The organism is Variovorax boronicumulans (assembly GCF_009811375.1).
GTDB lineage: Bacteria > Pseudomonadota > Gammaproteobacteria > Burkholderiales > Burkholderiaceae_C > Variovorax > Variovorax boronicumulans.
In genome coordinates this window covers 1,444,895-1,462,415 of the sequence record NZ_BKDH01000001.1, presented here as the reverse complement: position 1 = coordinate 1,462,415, position 17,521 = coordinate 1,444,895, and the positions used below count along the sequence as shown (strand labels likewise).

Genomic DNA, 17,521 nt, shown 5'->3' with positions numbered 1-17,521 from the left:
TGTCACGAAAACTTCATCAAGAAATCGGCACGAGGTCCGGCGCGGCGGGTTTCGCGCACATAAGAAGAAGGGCCTCCGCATGGGAGGCCCTTCTGTTTTTTCCGCCGGCGCGGGTAGCGCAAAGGTTCAGCCGCTCAGCGTTTCAGCCCCCGCTGCTCGCCCGGCGTGAGCGACTGCATCTGCGCGGTGGTGAGCGCGCCCGCGCCGAGCACCTGCACCACGCCCTTGGGGTCGTAGGCCGCGCCGCTGCGCTCGCGGCCGGCACCACCGCCACCGCCCTCGCCGCCCGCGGGTTCGTTGCCGAAGCCGAGCACGCGCACGGTGAACACCGAAGGCAGCGCCTGGCGCTGGGCCGCGCGGTCGCGCTGCACGGCGTCCTGCGCCGCGGTGGCGGCCTGCGAGGCGGCCGCGCTGGCGTTGGTGAGCGCGCCCACGTTCACCGCCGCCACCACCGGGACGCCGGTGGACTTGCCCTGCACCTGGATGTTCTCGGCATTGGCCACGCGCAGCGCCGCCAGGTTCACGTTGCCCGACACGCGGATGCCCGCCTCGCCGGCGTCGATGGTGCCCAGCGGCGCGATCAGGTCGATGTCGCCCGGCGGCACCTCGGGGATCGGGTTCAGCGTGGCGATGCCGGCGCCGGTGTTGGGCGTGGTCGGCGACAGGCTGACGTTGCCGGCGTCGTCGTACAGGCGCCGCTGCGGCGTGTAGACCACGGTCGACTTCGAGCCGCGACCGGCGTTGATGTCGCCCTGCGCCGACCAGGCCAGGATGCCGCCGCCGAAGGTGGTGAAGATGCGGCTCTGGCCCAGCAGGATGCTGTCCAGCGAGTAGATCTGCACCTCGCCCGCGCCCTGCGTCAGCACGCCCGAGCCCTCGCCCGGCACGAAGCCGCCGTCCACGCCCACCAGCGTGCGCCCGCCCGGCACGAGGATGTTCACGTTGCCGCCGAAGTTGGTGTGGATGCCGGCGTCGAGCGCGTCGTACACGCCGATGTCGCTGGGCCGGCCGGCGGCCGTCCAGGCGTCGCGCCGCAGATAGTTCTTGCCGGCCTGCGGGCGCTTGGTGAACGGGTCCGAGCTGCTCGCGTAGTAGTTGGCGCTGCTGAACATGGTCAGGTCGCCCTGGTAGCGGCGCGCGCCGCCGTCGGCGCCCTGCGCGGGGAACAGCGTGGCGATGGCCTCGCGCCCGCGCAGGTAGCTGCCCCGGCGCGGGCCGCCCTCTTCGTTGTACTCGCGCCCGCCGGCGCGCAGCTCGGCGAAGTACACGTTGCGCAGGTACACCTGCTGCTGCTCGGGCGGCAGCGCGGCGAAGAAGGCCTGTGCGTCCATGGTGGCGGCATCGAAGTGGCGGCCCTGGCTGTTGCGTCCGCCGAAGCGATCGCGCAGCCAGTTCACCAGGTGCAGGCCTTCGGCCAGGCCGAACTCACGCACGAGGTCGCGGCGCGTGCTGCCGCCCCCTTCGCTGCGCTGGCCGTCGATCTCGGCCTGCTTGCGCTTCAGGTAGGCATCGGCGCCGGCCTCGTCGCCGCCGTAGCCGAACTGCTGCGACAGCCAGCCGGCCAGCGTGAGTTCGCCGCCGTAGCTGTACAGCGCGGTGCCGGGCTGGTCGGCGAAGGGCTGGCCGCTCGCGGCGCGGCGCTTCGGATCGAGGTAGCGCGCGGCAAAGCCGGCCCAGTCCGGCCCGTCGCGGCCCACGCCCACCGCCACCGAGATGCCGGCGCCGCTGCTGCGGTCGCCCGGCTTCACGTTGACGATGGCGCCCAGGCTCTTGAGCTCGCCCTTGTCGGCCATGTACAGCTCGCGCCCGGCGCTCAGTACCAGCTCGCCGGGGCCGGCGATGTGGAAGCTGCTGTTGCGGATGTCGCGCCCGGCCTCCACCACCGACACGTCGTCGGCGTGGCGGTGCACGATCAGGTTGCCGCGCGCCGAGGCGGCGTTCAGCGTCTGCGGCTGCGGCGGCAGTTCCGGCCGGCCGGGGAAGTCGCGCCCGCGCCAGCCCGCGCCCTCCGACGGCACGAGATCGACCTCGCCCAGCGCGGTGCCGGCACCGACGATGTCGCGCCCGGCGCGGATCGCCACCGGGCCGGCGCCTTCGTACCAGAGCCCGTTCGGCGTCGCCACGCCGGTGTTGGAGCCGCGGTAGACGATCGAGCCGGTGCGCAGGCCCACGATGTCGCCCTCCAGCGCATAGAAGCGCGACGGCGGCTGGCCCGCCGGCGCCACGTCGGCCACGCTGGGCGAGGTGAGCGTGAACAGCGGAAAGCGCAGCCACGAATTCTGGCCGTCCAGTGCAATGGAGGGCAGCAGCGCGTCGGCGGCCGTGTTGTGGATCAGCTCGCGGCCGTACCAGAGTTCGCCGCCCAGCGCGGCGAAGCCCGGCTGGAACGGGTCCACCAGCCGCGACGGATCGGCGCCCGAGGGCGTGATGGTGTAGCCCGCCGCGTGAATGGAGTCGCGCGCCAGCAGCTCCAGCTGCGCGGTGCGCTTCACCGCGTACTGCGGGCCGACCGGCGACGGCGCCAGCGTGAGGCTCCAGGGCGACAGCACCGGCCCGTTGCTCGATTCGTCGCGCACGCCCGAGCTCGCGCTGCCGTAGTACAGGCTGCCGCTGGCCGCCAGCGCGCGCAGCACGGCCGGGTAGACGAAGCGGCCGTCGGTCGCCTGGTGGTTGGTGCGATCGCCCAGGTCGGTCCAGCCCAGCGTCGGCGTGAGGTTGCCGCCGGCGCTGAACAGGTCGATCGCGGTCGACGGCGTCCACAGCGAGAACCAGGTCCAGCCCTCGCCCGGGTGCTGCGTGCCGTTGGCGCTGAAGGGCGTGCCGTGCGTGAGCGTGGGCACGCGCCCCGGATCGGCCACGCCGCCCAGCACCAGGTCGCCGCGCGCGTCGAGACGCACGCCGGCGTCGCCGGGAATCAGCACCGGGCCGCCCGAGGCGATCGACGAACCCGCGACGTAGGGGCTGAGCGCGCGCGAGTCCTTCGGGCCGGGCGTGCCGAAGTCCAGCTCGATGCCGCCCACCGCGCCGCTTTCCAGCCGCAGCGCGCCGCGCAGGTTGGCGAAGACCCCGTTCAGGTCCAGCCGCATGCGGTCGTAGCGCTGGAGGCTGCCGGCCTGCCAGGTGGTGCTGGCGGGCACTGCGCGCACCTCGGGCGCCGGGTTCAGCGTGCCGCCGATGCGCACGTCCAGGTCGCCGCCGCCGGTCAGCAGCAGCTCGCCCGCGCGCGTCACGCGGCCGGTGCTGCCCACGGCGAGATGCAGGCCCTGGCTGCGCGCCACGTAGGTGGCGCTGTGGTCGCCCATCTGCTCCATCATCCCGGCGTTGCCGCCGGTCTCGAACACCAGGTTGCCGCCGCCCAGCGTGCCGATGCCGGTGAAGCCGACCAGGTAGGGCCAGAGGCCGCCGAGGTCGTAGGTCGTGCCTTCGTGGCCCGCGACGTAGCTGCCGAAGTTGATCCACCACGCGGTGGGCACGCCCTCGGCGCCCGGCACCACGCTGCCGGTGCCCTGGCGCCACAGCCAGTTGCCGAGCATGGCGCTGGGCATCTGCTTGCGGAACACGCCCAGTTCGTCGGTGGTGCGGCGCATGTTGCCGCGCACGCCGATGGTGTCGCCGCGCGCATCGCCTTGCACGCGCATGCGCAGGTTGCCGCCGTGGTCGGGGTACCAGGCGCGGTACAGGCTCTGGCTGTCCACGAACTGCTCGAAGATGTCGTAGCCACCGTTGAGCACCGTGCCTTGCGGACCCTTGGCGCGCGGCAGGTGGAAGTCGGCGTCGTCCGCGCGCGCCGCGGCGCGGGTGCCGGCGGTGTAGATGCCGTAGGGCGAGCGCTGCGTGAAGTCGTTGCCGGCCAGCATGTCCAGGTCGCCGGTGCCGGTGCGCACCACGCTGAACAGCGGCTGGCGCACGGGGTAGGACTTGAAGTCCCAGACCTCGGGGGTCTCGGAGACCAGGTCGCAATAGCCGATGTCGCACATGCCCCAGGACACCTCCTCCGGCGTGACGATGCTGCCCAAGCTGCCCCAGCCTTCGTCGGCCGCCTTCTGGTTCCAGGCCCACACCTTGCCGCCGGAGACCAGCTCCTTCGTGAAGGCGTTGCCGTAGTGCGTGTCGGCCAGCAGCAGGTCGCGCTGCGGCCCGCGCGGCTGCAGCGCGCGGCTGTCGGCGGCCTGCGTGTCGGCGCCGGCCACCAGGCGCATCGACCACGACTGCGAGCCCTCAGCCAGCATCGGCGCGATGGCGAAGTTGCGGCCCTGGTTGCCGTCGCCATCGGCCAGGCGCAGCCGCACCGACGCCGCGCCGCCAGGCAGCACGACCACCGTCTCGGCCGGGATGACGGCGCCGCGCTGCAGCGGCACCTCGCGCGCCAGCACCGGGCCGTTGTAGCGGTAGAACGGCGGCTGGTTGACGTCCAGCACGGCGCCGTCGGGGAACGGCAGCGGCACGCCGACCGGCCACAGCATCGGGCCGACCTTGGCCGCGCCCGCCAGCCGCACGCCGGGGTCCAGCTGCATGTTCGCGCCCAGCACGAGCGGCTGCGCCAGCACGGTGCCGGCCGCATGAAGGACCTGGCCGGACGCATCGCGCACCGCGCCGCCGAGCACCGTGCCCGCGGGCAGCGTGTAGCCCTCGGTGAGCACCGCGCGCACCGGCAGCACGGTGCCGGCGGCCAGGCTCATGGCCTTGAGCGGCGCCTGGAAGTTGAGCGCGCGCCCGGGCTGCAGGAAGGTGTTCTCGGCCAGCGTGACCACGCCGCCGCGCGGCACCACCACGTCGCCGCCGAAAGGCACGCGCCCTTTCAGCAGCACCCAGCCGTCGTCGTCGCGCGTGGCCGGCAGCGCCGAGGTGTCGAAGCCGTCGTTGATGCTGCCGTGGATCTTCAGGTTGCCGCCCGCGCGCATCACCAGCGCGCCGGCCTCGCCCGAGCCGTAGACGCCGGTGCGCTGCGTGCGCGCGTTGAGGCTGTCGTAGCGGAAGGCCGAAAGGTCGAGGTCGCCGTCGATCTGCAGGTCGCCGTCGGGCGTGCGGCTCACGATCTGCACGCCGGGGCGCAGGTGGAAGGCATCGCCGTAGGCGCGCAGGCCGGCCAGCCGGCCGTCGACCAGTGCGCTGTTGGCCAGCACGTTGCGCATGAAGGCCGTGCTGTCCTCGTGCTTGGCCTGCAGGTAGGCCTGGTCGATGCGCTGGTAGGGCCGCCCGCTGATGTCCGGGTCGGTGCCCGTGGGCGCGTCGTCGTAGCGGAAGAAGCCGTTGACGGTGATCGTGCGCGCGCCCTCGATGCGCTGCGTGCCGCCGGCGTCGATGTCGATGTCGTTGCCGCGCGCGCCGCCCAGGCGGGGCGCGTTGAGTTCCACCGTGCCGAAGGCGCGCGGCGTGCCATGGGTGCCGGCGCGCAGGTCCATGCGCGCGCCGCTCTCCAGCACGAGGCGGCCCTTGCCGCTGTCGATCTCGATGGTGGCGCGGTTGGGCGCCTCGATGGCCTGGCCGTAGCTGTCCACGCGCAGCCGCGTGCCGTGCGCGTCGAGCAGCGCGTTGCTGGAAATGGTGACGCCGTCGCGTGCCGCCAGCCGGATGCTGCCGACCTGCACGCCGCCGGCGTCCACGGTGCCGGCCACGGTGAGGTGGCCGCCGTCGACCGAGAGGTTGATCTCGCGCGCCTTCAGCTCGTCGCCCACCACCAGGTCGCCCTGCTTGAGCTGGAAGCTGCGCTCGCCGACCACGCCGCCGTCGGTCAGGCGGCGGTTCAGGCCGGCGAAGTCGGCCAGGCGCTGCGCGCGCACGTCGATGCGCCCGGCCGCGTAGGGCACCGCCGTGCCGCCCGCGTCGTACTCGCCGCTGCTGCCGCCGGCGATGCGGCCCAGCAGCTCGACCTGGCCGGCGCCCGCGCCGAGCGCGGTGACGGCCAGCCGGCCGGCGCGGTTGTTCTGCGCCGAGAGGTCGATCTGCGCGCCCTGTGTCTGGCGCACGTTGCCCGTGCGGCTTTCGATCTCCACGTCGCCGCCCCAGCTGTACTTGTCGACGTCGAAGAAGCGCAGGCGCCGCCCGGCCAGGTCCAGCCGCGCGCCGTCGTGCAGCTGCACGTCGCCGTCGGCGCGCAGCACCAGCTTGCCGCTAGGCAGCACCACCGCGGTGTCGAGCGTCACGCTGCGCCCGTCGATGGCGATCTCGGCGCCCAGCGCGCGCGACGCGTCGGCGTCGGTCATCGTGGCCGGTTGCATGCCTTGCGGCGCGGCCACGCGCACGTTGCCGCCGGCGGTGTAGCGCATCACCGAGCCGGCCTCGCCGGTCAACAGCGGCGTGTCGATGCGCAGCGCGCCGCCCGTGCGCACATGGCCCTTGGCCGCCTCGTCCCACGCGCCCTGCGACTGGTAGACCGAGAGCGAGCCCTTCTGGCGCGCCGTGACCTGTTCGCTCGCGTTGAGTTGCACCTCGCCGAAGCCCAGCACCAGCCGGTCCATGTCGTGCACGGTGTCCACGCGCATGTCGCGCGCGGCGCCCAGTTCGATGCGCCGCGCGTCGATCTGCAGCCGGCCGCTGCCGGTGCCCGCGCCGCCGGTGGCCACCAGGCCGGGCGGCGTGCGCGTGCCGTTCCACACCAGCACGTCGGTGTGGATGCGCGCCACGCTGTCGGCATCGCCCCAGCCGTAGATCGCGGGCGTGGTCAGCATCAGGCGCGCGATCGTCGACCGGCCGGTGGCGGGGTCGATGGTCGACAGCTGCGTCGAGCCGAAGAAGTTGACCGCGTCGCGCACAGTGAACACCAGGTTCTCCAGCGCCGGCGCGCCGGTGCTGGTGTCGCCGCGCAGCAGGCGGTCGAGCACGGACTGGTTCAGCGTCAGGCCCGGCGGCAGCGCGCCGCGCGCGGCGGCGTCGCCCAGCGCGCGTTCGCCGCCCACGTTGATGCCGCCCAGTGCCAGCACCAGGTTGCGCGTGCCGTAGCGTGTGCTCTCGCCCAGCGTGAAGGCCTGGTCGGTGGCGGCGGTGATGGTGCCTTCGGAATACAGCCGCGCGCCGGCGCTGCAGCTGCCGCTGGGGGTGCACACGCCGATGTCGATGCGGCCGGGGCCCGTTTGTCCGCCGCTGGACGCGGACGGCGGCTGGATGTCGATCCAGCCGTTGGACACCGCCAGCACGCTGCGCAAGCCCGGCTCGTAGATGTAGCCGCGGCGCGAGTCCCAGGCCGCCGGCCCGCGGCCCAGCGTGTCGATGCCCGCACCAGACTCGACGGTGATGCCCGAGTCGCGGCGGTCGGTGACCAGGAACACCTCGCCCGCGCGCAGCACCGCGCCTTCGCGCAGCACGATGCCCTCGGCGGCGCTGCTGAAGCCCAGGCGGTTGGCGTCCTTCAGCCGGTCGGCCGCGGTGGCGTCCTGCACGAAGGTGCCCGCCGGCGCGCCGCCGATGGCCAGCTGCGCGGCGCCGATGGCGTTGAGGTCGCGCGCATGCAGCGAGGTGCCCTTGAAGTCCGGCGTGGGCGCGGCGCCGTCGCCCAGCACCTCGAAGGAGCGCGCCGTTCCGCCGAGCACCAGTGCCGTGCCGCCCATGCCGTCGCCCACCGTGGCGTAGCGCGCGGTGCCGGCGAAGCGCAGCGCGGGTTCGCCGGGCATCTCGCCCGCCGAGCCCTTCAGGCCGAACTGGAAGCGCAGCGCCTTGGCATCGCGTTCCAGCAGCGGGCGCGGCACGCCGTCGCGCAGCGCCTGCGCCACGGCGAAGTCGGCATAACCGGTCTCGTTGTACTGCGCGTAGGTGCGCAGCACGTCGCCCGGCGTGAACACCGCCTGCAGCGGCAGCGCGTCGTGGATGCCGGTGCCGGCCACGCCCAATTGCGCGGGCGCGGTGTAGGAGCCGTTGCGCATCGCCGTCGCGCTGCCCGGCGCGCCGACCTGCGCGGCCAGCCCGTTGAGCTCGACGCGGAAGGCGCCGGGCAGCAGCGCGTAGGTAGAGGGCATCAGCGTGTAGCGGCCCGGCGGCAGGCCGGGCACGCCGGCGCCGATGGTGATCTGCCGGCCCAGCGCCGGATCGCTCGCGCCCTTCTCGGCGTTGAGCGGCGCCTGCAGCGGCTGCACGCCCGGCACGATGGCATAGACCGGGTTGGTGGCCAGGCCGGGCAGCACGAAGCCCTTGCGCTGCGCGCCCACCTGCACCAGCGGGTGCATGCGCGCGTCGGTGGAGCCGCCGCGACCGGCCAGGAAGGCGGTGCCGGTGAGCGTGCCGCCGCCCGACATGTCGAGCACCGCGCCCTCGCGCACGTCCACCGCGTGGCCGGACAGCGTGATGGCCGGGCCGACGCCGGGCACGCGGTAGGCCACGTCCTTGCCGTTGAAGAGATAGGTCAGCCCGTCCTGCGTGCCGCCGTAGGGCATCAGCAGCCCGTCGGCGCTGACCGAGGTCAGGCTGCCCGCATGCAGCTGCACGGTGCTGGTGGAGGTGTCGCCGAAGACGCTGCCCAGCGCGATGCCGCCCAGCGGCGCGCGCAGCACGCCGCGCTGCTCGATGTGGGCGGCGTGGAAGGTGAGCGAACCGAAGGCCGACTGCGGCATGGCCGGCGTGTCGCCCACGCGCTCGATCACCAGCCGGCGGTTCATGTCCATCTCGGCCTGGCGGGTGCCCCACTTGTCGATGACGTTGCGCTGGCCGACCTGCACCAGCCCGCTGTCGCCGGTGGCCGGGTAGATCTGCGCCGCCGCCAGCGTGAGGTCGCCCGGCACGTAGAACCTGGCGTTGTTCGAGAAACGCAGGTCGCCGCTGCTGCGCAGCAGCGTGCGGTCGAAGGCGTTGCGCTCCACGACCAGGTCCTCGGGCACGTTGCGCACGATGGTGCCGCGCACGCCCTGCTGCACCATGCCCGCCAGGTCGATGAGCTGCGCGTCCAGCCGCAGCGAACTGCCGGCCGACACCAGCGGCACGCCCAGCGTGCCGGCCCCCCCGCCCGCGTTGCGCGAGCCGAGCACCGGGTTGGGCAGGATGTAGTCGTCGGGCTGGGTGCGCCCGCTGGCGGCCAGGCGGATGTAGGGCGCCGCCAGTGCCACACGCGCATCGGTCGCGGACGCATCGGCCAGGGCCAGCGCGGTGGTGGTCAGGCGCAGGCTCTGACCCAGCGAGAGATCGACGCTGCCGTCGAAGGACAGCATGCCGTGGCTGAGCAGCGACAGGTTGTCGAAGCCGCCGTCGTGGATGCGGTCGACGCCGATGCGCGCCGTGCCGTAGGCCAGCGCGCCGTGCGCCTGGCCCGGGCGCAGGCCGGCGGCGTCGGCCACCGCGCTGCGGCCCTGCACCTGCGCCAGCAGCATCTCGCGCGGCACGCGCACCGCGTCGTCGACGTTCTCACCCTTCAGGTTGTAGCGCGCTACCTGGCCGTAGATGGGCGTGTCCAGGTTCAGCGCCAGCATGCCGCCGGCCGCGCCCGCGCCGCCCGCGGCGGCGCGCATGTCGCCGTCCAGGAACAGGCCGCGGAAGGAACTCAGCGCGATGGTGCCGCCGTGGCTGGCGACCTCGGTCGCGCCACGGCCCGGCAGGTCGAGCGTCGCCGAGGTGCCCGAGGCCTCCAGCCGCGCGCCGGGGCGCAGCACCACGAAGGCATCGGCCGCGTCCACCTGCGTGGCATCGAGCACGTGGCGCGCGCCGATCTCGATGGTGCCGCCGTTGGCCACCTGGCCGTAGCGGTGGCCGCGCGCGTCGGTGGCCACCACCGGGCGCGCGGCGACGTCGATCAGCGCGTGCTCGCCGATCCAGTACGAGCGCGCGTTGGGCATGCCGTCGGCCAGGTTGCGCGCGTTGCCCGTGCCGTGCTCGCCCGGCAGCAGCGAGACGCGCCCGCCCCAGGCCGAGAGCGTGCCATCGACCGTGATCTGGTCGTTGCCGCGCAGCGTGAGCGTGCGGCCGGGGTCGAGCGCGATGTGGGCGCCCTCGCCCACCACCAGCGGCGCGCGCTGGTAGAGCGTGCCGGCCTCCAGCGTCAGGTCGGCGCCGGCGCGCTGGGTGAGCTTCTGCTTCACCGGGTCGTCCTGGTACACCGGCGGGGTCCACAGCGGCAGCGCGGTGGACGGGTCGGCGCCGGTGGGCGCGAGCGCGCCGGCGACGGGGTCGAAGCGCTGCACCGGCATGCGCACGTCCACGCGCGCGCCGTCGGCCACGGCCATGCCGTCCTGGCCGCGCACCGAGTACTGCGCGAAGCCGCTGCGGAACAAGTCGGTGTCCAGGCGCAGCAGCGGCCGCACCGCGACCGCACGCGGCAGCGCGGTGCCGGCGACGATCGGCGTGCCCGCGGGCATCACGGTGTCGGCGGCGGCCACCGTGCCGGCCTTGTACGACGTGGTCTTGGGCGGGATCGGCAGGCCCGACGGGAACACGTCCTTGGGCAGCACGTAGCCCTTGGCCAGCAGGGTGATGGCCGCCAGCACGCTGCCGGCCGGCACCGTCTGGCCCGGCTCGTAGCCCTTGCCGTCGAGCAGGAACGCCTGCGTGCCCGGCGGCACCACCCAGTCGGCGCCGGTGATGACGGTGCGCGCGTTGCTGACGCCGGGTTGCACGCTCTCCTTGAGCGCCTCGCCCGGCAGCGCGCGCGACACCGTGACGGCGAAGTCCATCGGGATCTCGCTGCCGGCGGCGATGACGTAGTCGCCGGCCAGCCGCAGGTGCACGGTGCTGCTGCGCCCCGCCGCGAGCTGTCCGTCGCCGCCCGCGGGCAGCTCGCCGATGCCGATGGCCGCGCCGTTGGCCAGCGTCAGCTTGCCGCCGCCCTTCACGCCGTGGCCGCGCACCTCGCCGTCCATGCGCAGCGTGCCCGGGCCCGCGCCTTCGTTGCCGGGCTGGGCTGCCATCAGCGTCACGTCGCCGCCGCGGCCGCCGCGCAGTTCGTTGCCGGCCAGCAGCGCCGCACCGCCCGACACGTCGACCAGGCTGCGCGCGCCGAGCACCACGTCGCCGGTGCTGCGCAGCGTGACCTGCCCGCCATCGACATAGGGCAGGCCCTCGATGCGATCGGGCGACTGCGCGACGTGGCTCCACAGGCCGCGCGCATCCAGCCGCACGCCCTCGCCCACCGCCACGCGCGGCGCGTAGCCGACCGGCAGCACGTCGGCGATGGAGATGTCGACCCAGCTGCCGCCGTTGGCGCTGGCGAAGCGGCTGACCAGGTCGCCCAGCGCGATGCTGCCGCCGCGCGCGATCAGGTCGGCGTCCACCGCCACCGTGGGCGCGTGCAGCGCGATGCTGCCGCCGGGCGCGACGGCGAGCGCGGACGTCACGGCCACCGTGTCGTTCGCATAGGCGACGACACCGCCCAGGCGCTGGCGCTGCAGCCACCGGCTGTCGATGCGCACATGACCCGCGAGCTCCTTCGGCAGTGCCTCGCCGGCGGCCAGCGCATCGGCCAGCGTGGCGGGCGAGATCGGCGCCTCGGCGAAGGTGACGCGGTCGACCCGCGCGGACGGGTTGTCGCGCAGCAGGCCGGTGGCGGCGTCGTACACCGGCGCCACGCCGCCGATGACCAGGCGCCCGGCCAGCGGCGCAGCCGTCTGCAGCTGGCGGTAGCTGTCCAGGCCCGCATCGCGCTTGCGCTGCTGGCGCTCGCCCTGGAACACGGTGGCGTCGATGTCGCCTTCGAGCACCGCGGCGCGCGTGCCGACCTGCACCTGGCCGGCATCGCGGCCCACGGTGTAGCCGTTTTCCAGCCGCTCGCGCGGCGCGATCAGCGGGTTGTAGAAGTAGCCGGTGGTGGTCTTGCCCCAGCGCGCGTGCTCGTCCTCGAAGCCGCGGTACAGGCCGGTGTAGACGATGTCGGCCGGCGCGGTCGACAGGTTGTACAGGCGCCCGTCGGGACCCTTGAGCCAGCTCTGCTGCAGCCGGCCGGTCTGCACATCGAGCGTGCCGCCGGCCACGTTGATGCGCGAGCCACGCTGCGTGACCAGCTCGCCGCCCGCGAAGGCCACCGTGCCGCCCGACGCGGCCCATTCGCCGACGGTGTGGCCGTCGGTGTTGAGGTAGCCGCCGACCTCCAGCAGGCCGCCGCCGGTGTACCAGCGCTCGCCGGCGTAGCCGTTGACGCCGGCCGCCACGCGCACGAGGTCGCGGCGGTCGATCCACATGTCCAGGTTGTTCAGGCGCTTGCCGTCGCGGTTGAGCGGCGCGTCGCGCTGCTCGTTGCCCTGCACGTTGATCTTCACGTTGTTGGACGCCATGGCCACGCCGACGCCGACCGCGCCCGCCACGTCGATGGCGGCGCCGCTGGCCACGCGCGTGCGGCGCTCGGCGCGCGCCTGCACCTGGCCGCCGGTGGCCAGGGTGAGCGAGCCGCCGTCGAAGTCGATGTCGCCGGCCGAGTCGATCTTCACCAGCGACTGGTCGCGGCGGTTGTAGCCGCCGTCGCTCAGGCGCATCGAGTCCTTCAGCAGGGTGTCGCGCTGCACGTCGAGCGCGGTGGCGCCGTCGTTCTCCAGCACGATCGCGCTGGTGCTCTGCGGCGCCAGCGTGACGCGCGCCTCGCCGGCCTCGCCCACCGCCCGCAGGTGCAGCGTGCCGCGCGTGTTGACCGAGCTACTGGACAGCAGCACGCCCTGCTGCTCCACGGTCTTGCCGACCAGGGTCACGTCGCCGGTCGGCGCGGCGATCAGGCCGGTGTTGCGCACGCGGCCGGCGGCGCTGCCGGCCAGGCGCAGCGGATCGACCTCGTTGCCGCGCGTGCTCGAGTCGCTGTTGCCGTCGGTGCCCATGCCCTTGCGGATCACGAAGGCGTCGCCGGCGGCCAGCACGGTCTGGCCGTTGGCGGTCGTGATGCTGCCGTGGTTGTGCGCCTCGCGCCCGGCCAGCAGCACATAGCCGCCGCCCTCGGTCACGCTGGTGGGCCGGCGCGTGGCGATGCGCGCGCCGGGCTCCACCACCACGTCGGCGGTGGCCGCGCCGTGCGTGGCGCCGGTGGCGTGGAGCACCAGGTCGTTGGCCAGCACCGGCACCTGGGTGCTGCCGCGCGTTTCGCTGTACAGGCCCCGCTTGAACTGCGCGTCGCTCATGCCCGCGGCCGCGGCCACGAGGTTGCGCGTGTCGACCTGGCTGCTGCCGCTGAACACGATGCCGTTGCGGTTCACGACCATCACCGTGCCGTCGGCCTGGATCTGCCCCTGGATCTGCGAGGGCCGCGCCTTCGGGTCGTTCACGCGGTTGAGCACCGACCAGCTGGCCTGCTGGTCGAACTTCACGGTGGTGTTCCTGCCGACGTTGAAGGTCTCCCAGTTGAGGATGGCCTTGTCGCCCGTCTGCTCGACCGTGACCACGGTGCGGCCCGCGGCCTGGCGCTGCGAATCGGGCGTGAGCGGGCGCGCGTTGTGCCAGCCGGCGGTGAGCGAATTCGTGTCGACCTTCAGGCCGCCTTCGGCCAGGCCGTCGGGCACCGACGGGTCGTGCTGCGCGGCGGCGCGCGCCGCGGCCTGCGCCGACTGCTGCGCCGCGATGGCGCGCGCCGCCAGGTTCAGGTTGCCGAGGGACTGCTGCAGCTGTTCGTTCGCACGCTGCTGCTGCGCCTGCGGCCCCGCGAGCATCGCGGCGGGCAGGCCGTTGGGCAGGCGGCCGGTGGCCAGCGCGGTGCTCTGCGCCATGTTCTTCTGCGCCATCCACGCGCCGCTGAACGCCTGCTGCGCCTGCGCGCCGTCGAACGCGGCGCCGCCGGCCAGCAGCAGCGCGATGGCGCGCACCAGCGGCGTGAGCCGGACCTGCGCGAATGCGGCAGACGAATAAGAAGAAGAGGACGCGTTCGGCGGATTGCGCCGGGACACCGTGCGGCGGCTGCTGCGTTGCATGCGGACTTCCATGGGTTCGTGTTTCGTTGCTCGATCGGGGCCACGAAGCGCAAGGGCCCGTGGACTACCGAGCTATGACAGCGAAGGTCCGGCGCGACTGCACCATGTCACGAAATCTTCACGAACGCACTTCAGGCGCTCGCGGCGCCCAGCAGCACGATGCCGCCGGGCAGCTGCGTGAGTTCGGCGCCGTACACGTCGCGCACGAGGAAGGCCACGTCGTCCAGCCGGTCGATGGAGAAGCTGGCCTGCACGCGGCTGCGGCCCAGCGCCTCGTTCGTGAGGATGAGCCGGCCGTGGCGGTAGCGGTTGACCTCGGCCACCACCTGCGACAGCGGCACCTGGTCGAACACGAGCTGGCGGCGGCGCCAGGCGACGACGGGGCCGGTGTCCACGCCCGTCACGACGCCGAGCCCCGCGGGGCCGTAGCGCAGCTGCCGGCCTTCGTCGAGCCGCGCCTGCTGCGTGCCCTGCGCCACATCGACCTGGCCCGCGAGGCAGGTCACGCAGACCTCGCCGTCGAGGTGGCGGATGTTGAAGCGCGCGCGCGTGGCCGACACCGTGCCACCGCCCGCCGCGACCGTGACGCGCGCCGAGGCCGGGCCGCCGGCCAGCACCTCGGCCTCGCCGGACACCAGCTCGATGGCCTCGCCTGCAAGCTCCGGCGTCGCGCCGCGCCGCAGGTTGATGCGCGTCTGCGTGTTCATCTGCAGCACCACGCCGTCGCCCATGGCGACCTCGCGCTGCTCGCCGGTGGCGGTGCGGTAGTCGTCGCCCCATTCGGCGACCGAGGGCCACAGCGCCAGCGGCGGCGACACCGCGAGGTAGGCGACCGACGCCGCGACCGCACCGCCCAGGAAGGCACGGCGACCGGGCACCGGCAGACGGCGGGCCGCCTCGCGCGCTTCCTGCTGGCGCACGCGCTGCGCGGCCGGCGCCATGGCCTGCCACACCTGGCGCGCCTGCACGAAGGCCTGCGCGTGCTCGCGGCTGCGCGCGCACCAGCGCCGGAAGGCCTGGGCGTCGTCTTCGGTGGCCTGTTGCGAGCCGAGCCGCACCACCCAGGCTTGCGCTTCGCGTTGCAGGGTCTGCTTCATGGCCTCGGTCGCCTGGGGTTCTTCAGCGGTCATCATGGGGAGACTGTTTTCCGGCGCCGGGACCGAAGCGCTGGATGAAATCCCGCCCGAGCCGCTCGCAGCAATGTTCCAGGCCGGCGCGCAATTCCTTCTCGACGGTGCGCGCCGACACGCCGTAGCGCGCCGCGATGTCCTTGTGCGGCATCTCGTCGACGCGCGCGGCCAGCACGATGGCGCGGCGGCGGCGCGGCAGCTCGGCCAGCGCGCGCTCGAGCGCCTCGATTTCGTTGCGCGCCTCGGCGCCGCGCGCGGGGTCGGCGGCCTCGTCGGCCATGTCGTACAGCGCCTCGACCTCGCCCACGCTCAGCAGCCGCGAATTGCTCTTGCGCTGGTCTTCCGCCACGTTGAGCGCGATGCGGAACAGATAGGCCGAGGGGTAGCGCACGGCGCTGCGCACGGTCGAGTTCTCCACGCGCAGGTAGGCCTCCTGCAGCGCATCGTTGGCGAGGTCTTCCGAGCCGAGGCGGTGGTGCAGGTGCTTGCGGAACTGCGCATAGCGCGCGAGGAACAGCGCGCGCAGCGAGGCCTTGATCGATTCGGACATGCGACTCAGCCTGCGCGCGCGCGCAGGTACGGCCGGCAGTCGCGCGCCGGGTCGGGGCGCGGGGTCAGCAGCAGCGTGACGGGCTGCGGCAGCGCGGCCGGCGGCGGCGTGTCCAGCCCGAGCGTGCGCAGGCTGGCGAGCACGGTGGCGTCGCGCGCCGGCACGCCGCTTCCTTCGAGCAGGCGTGCCTCGGTGACGGCGCCTGCCGGGTCGATCCACAACTGGACCGCGAGCCGGTAGCGGCCGAAGGCGTCGGGCTGCGCGATGCACAGCACGCGCGTGACCGCCCCCTGCAGCACGGCCGCGTAGGCCTGCAAGGCCGGGACGTTTCCGGCCGGGGCGGCGCCCGTCGGCGCGCGTTCATCGGGGGCGGCGGTCGCCGGCTGTGTCGGCACGAGCGTGAACGCGCTGGCTCCGGTGTAGCGCGCCACCAGCCCGGTGCCCACGAGCATCCGCTGCAGCGCGTCGCGCGGTGCGAAGTCGCCCTGCACCGGCGACGCCTCGCGGCCGTCGGTGAGGCGGCTGGTGACGAGCACCGAATGCCCGGTGAGGTGGCCGAAGACGGCGAGGGAGCGTGCCAGCGGCTGCGCCGGCAGATCGAAATGCAGCGCCGGCGCGTCGCTCGCCGGGTCGTCGGCTGCCGCGGCATGGGCGGCGCACATCACCAGCGCCATGACGAGGCACCAGGACAGTGTCAGGCCACCGCCCGATGCGGAAGTACGTGTCATGTGACGGAGGATCAACAGCAGCAACGAAGGGTCTGGAAAGCGGCCGTCCGCCGTGCGGCCCGGGTGAGCGTGCGGGCGAGACTAGCGACCGCACGTGACCGACATGTGACGTTTCGTTCACACTTCCGGCCTCGCGAGATTCCGTCTTCTTCCTGACTTGCACGCGGTCCAGACTGCCCGGTTGGCCGTGATCGCGGCACGGCGTTCCTTCTTCTTTTTTTCCTGGAGTGCAACGATGCGCGTCGGTGTGTGGCTGTTCGGCGTGATGCTCTCGGTGATCGGCACTGGCGCGGCGGCGCAGACGCCGCCCTCCGGTGGCGGCGAGGCCGACGGCAGCTGCGTCGAAGTGGTGGTGAACGGCGAGCGCACGCCCGCCTACGACTGCCTGACCCGCAAGCTCGCGCCCACGATGCCGGCACGCGGGCCGGACGACGCGGCGCCCGGGCTGGCCTCGGAAGCGATCACGCAGCGGCCGGGCAATCAGCTGGGCTTGTTCAATCGCGCGGCGACCGGGCATCGCATGGGCAACACCTTCGGCACCTCGGTGTATCCGCAGCGTCCGCCGCCGGCGGTGTACACCTCGCCGCTGCTGCCGGCGCGGCCCTGAGCGAGGCCATGCGGGAAAAAAGGCCGGGCGTTCAGAGTTGCTGGGTCACCAGCACCACGAACCCGGCCAGCGAAATGGCGACGCCAATGGCTTTCCTGAAGGTCTTCAACATGTCGTGTGCTCCATCGGTGAGATCCGTGAGCCTCGATGGTGCGCCGCTTGCGGGCGCTGCGGGTTTGGCAATCCCGATGGCCGGGATAGAAAAACTTCAACCGCGGGCTGCGGCGGGTGCGGATGAACCCGGTCAGCTCGCCCGTGCGCCGGTCCGGGCTTCGGCGAGCGACAGGCGCTCGCGGGCGAACTGGCTGGCCCGCAGGCGCACGCGCGCGACCGCGGCGTCCAGCGAGGGCTGCTGCATGAAGACGAGCACGCCGCGCTTGAGCCCGCGCAGGCGAAGTTCGGCCACGCCGGCATAGCGGCCGCCGGTGGTCTGGCGGATGTCGATCTCGCTGGACCAACCGTCGGAAAGTTCGACGAAAAGATGTTGCTGTGTGGCGCTCATGTCAGTGAGGAGCTTAGGGCTACTGCCGGCGCCGCCCTAGGACATAGTTCCTAGGTATTAGCATTTAATTTCGTTTAATAACAATTTCACGCGCTTCGCGCAAAGGGACACCATGTGTGAACATCCGCATGACTTTCGGCACTCGCGCCGAAACAGCGTGCCATCTAGGATGGAGCGGCCGTGATCCGTCTCCCTCTTTCTGCGCACCCTCCCG

Annotated in this window: 6 protein-coding genes; 1 reads left to right on the top strand and 5 read right to left on the bottom strand. The window is 73.2% G+C overall.

All coding sequences use genetic code 11. The features are described 5' to 3' along the window. Positions 1 to 134: 134 nt before the first annotated feature. From VHAB30_RS06645 to VHAB30_RS06630, 4 genes are all read right to left on the bottom strand, one after another. Positions 135 to 13,790, bottom strand: a complete 13,656-nt coding sequence (locus VHAB30_RS06645) for a filamentous haemagglutinin family protein (RefSeq protein WP_159276245.1) — start codon at positions 13,788 to 13,790, stop codon at positions 135 to 137. 131 nt (positions 13,791 to 13,921) lie between these two features. After that, on the bottom strand, positions 13,922 to 14,920 hold the full coding sequence (locus tag VHAB30_RS06640) for a FecR family protein (RefSeq protein ID WP_235926472.1): 999 nt from the start codon (positions 14,918 to 14,920) through the stop codon (positions 13,922 to 13,924). Next, positions 14,910 to 15,470 carry an RNA polymerase sigma factor gene (locus tag VHAB30_RS06635; protein WP_159276243.1) on the bottom strand — a complete coding sequence of 187 codons (561 nt, stop codon included), beginning with the start codon at positions 15,468 to 15,470 and terminating at the stop codon, positions 14,910 to 14,912. The genes VHAB30_RS06640 and VHAB30_RS06635 overlap by 11 nt, the downstream gene beginning before the upstream one ends. Before the next feature lie 5 nt (positions 15,471 to 15,475). Further along, a complete protein-coding gene (locus VHAB30_RS06630) occupies positions 15,476 to 16,198 on the bottom strand; it encodes a secretin and TonB N-terminal domain-containing protein (RefSeq protein WP_159276242.1) in 723 nt (240 codons plus the stop codon). 235 nt (positions 16,199 to 16,433) lie between these two features. On the opposite strand from VHAB30_RS06630, the gene VHAB30_RS06625 reads away from it, so the two are divergent. Beyond that, positions 16,434 to 16,805, top strand: a complete 372-nt coding sequence (locus tag VHAB30_RS06625; RefSeq protein ID WP_082818347.1) for a hypothetical protein — start codon at positions 16,434 to 16,436, stop codon at positions 16,803 to 16,805. Between the two features lie 244 nt (positions 16,806 to 17,049). Here the strand turns inward: VHAB30_RS06625 and VHAB30_RS06620 are convergent, their stop codons facing one another. Next, entirely contained in the window at positions 17,050 to 17,307 is a 258-nt protein-coding gene (locus VHAB30_RS06620) for a hypothetical protein (RefSeq protein ID WP_062482654.1), read from the bottom strand. Between the last annotated feature and the right edge of the window lie 214 nt (positions 17,308 to 17,521).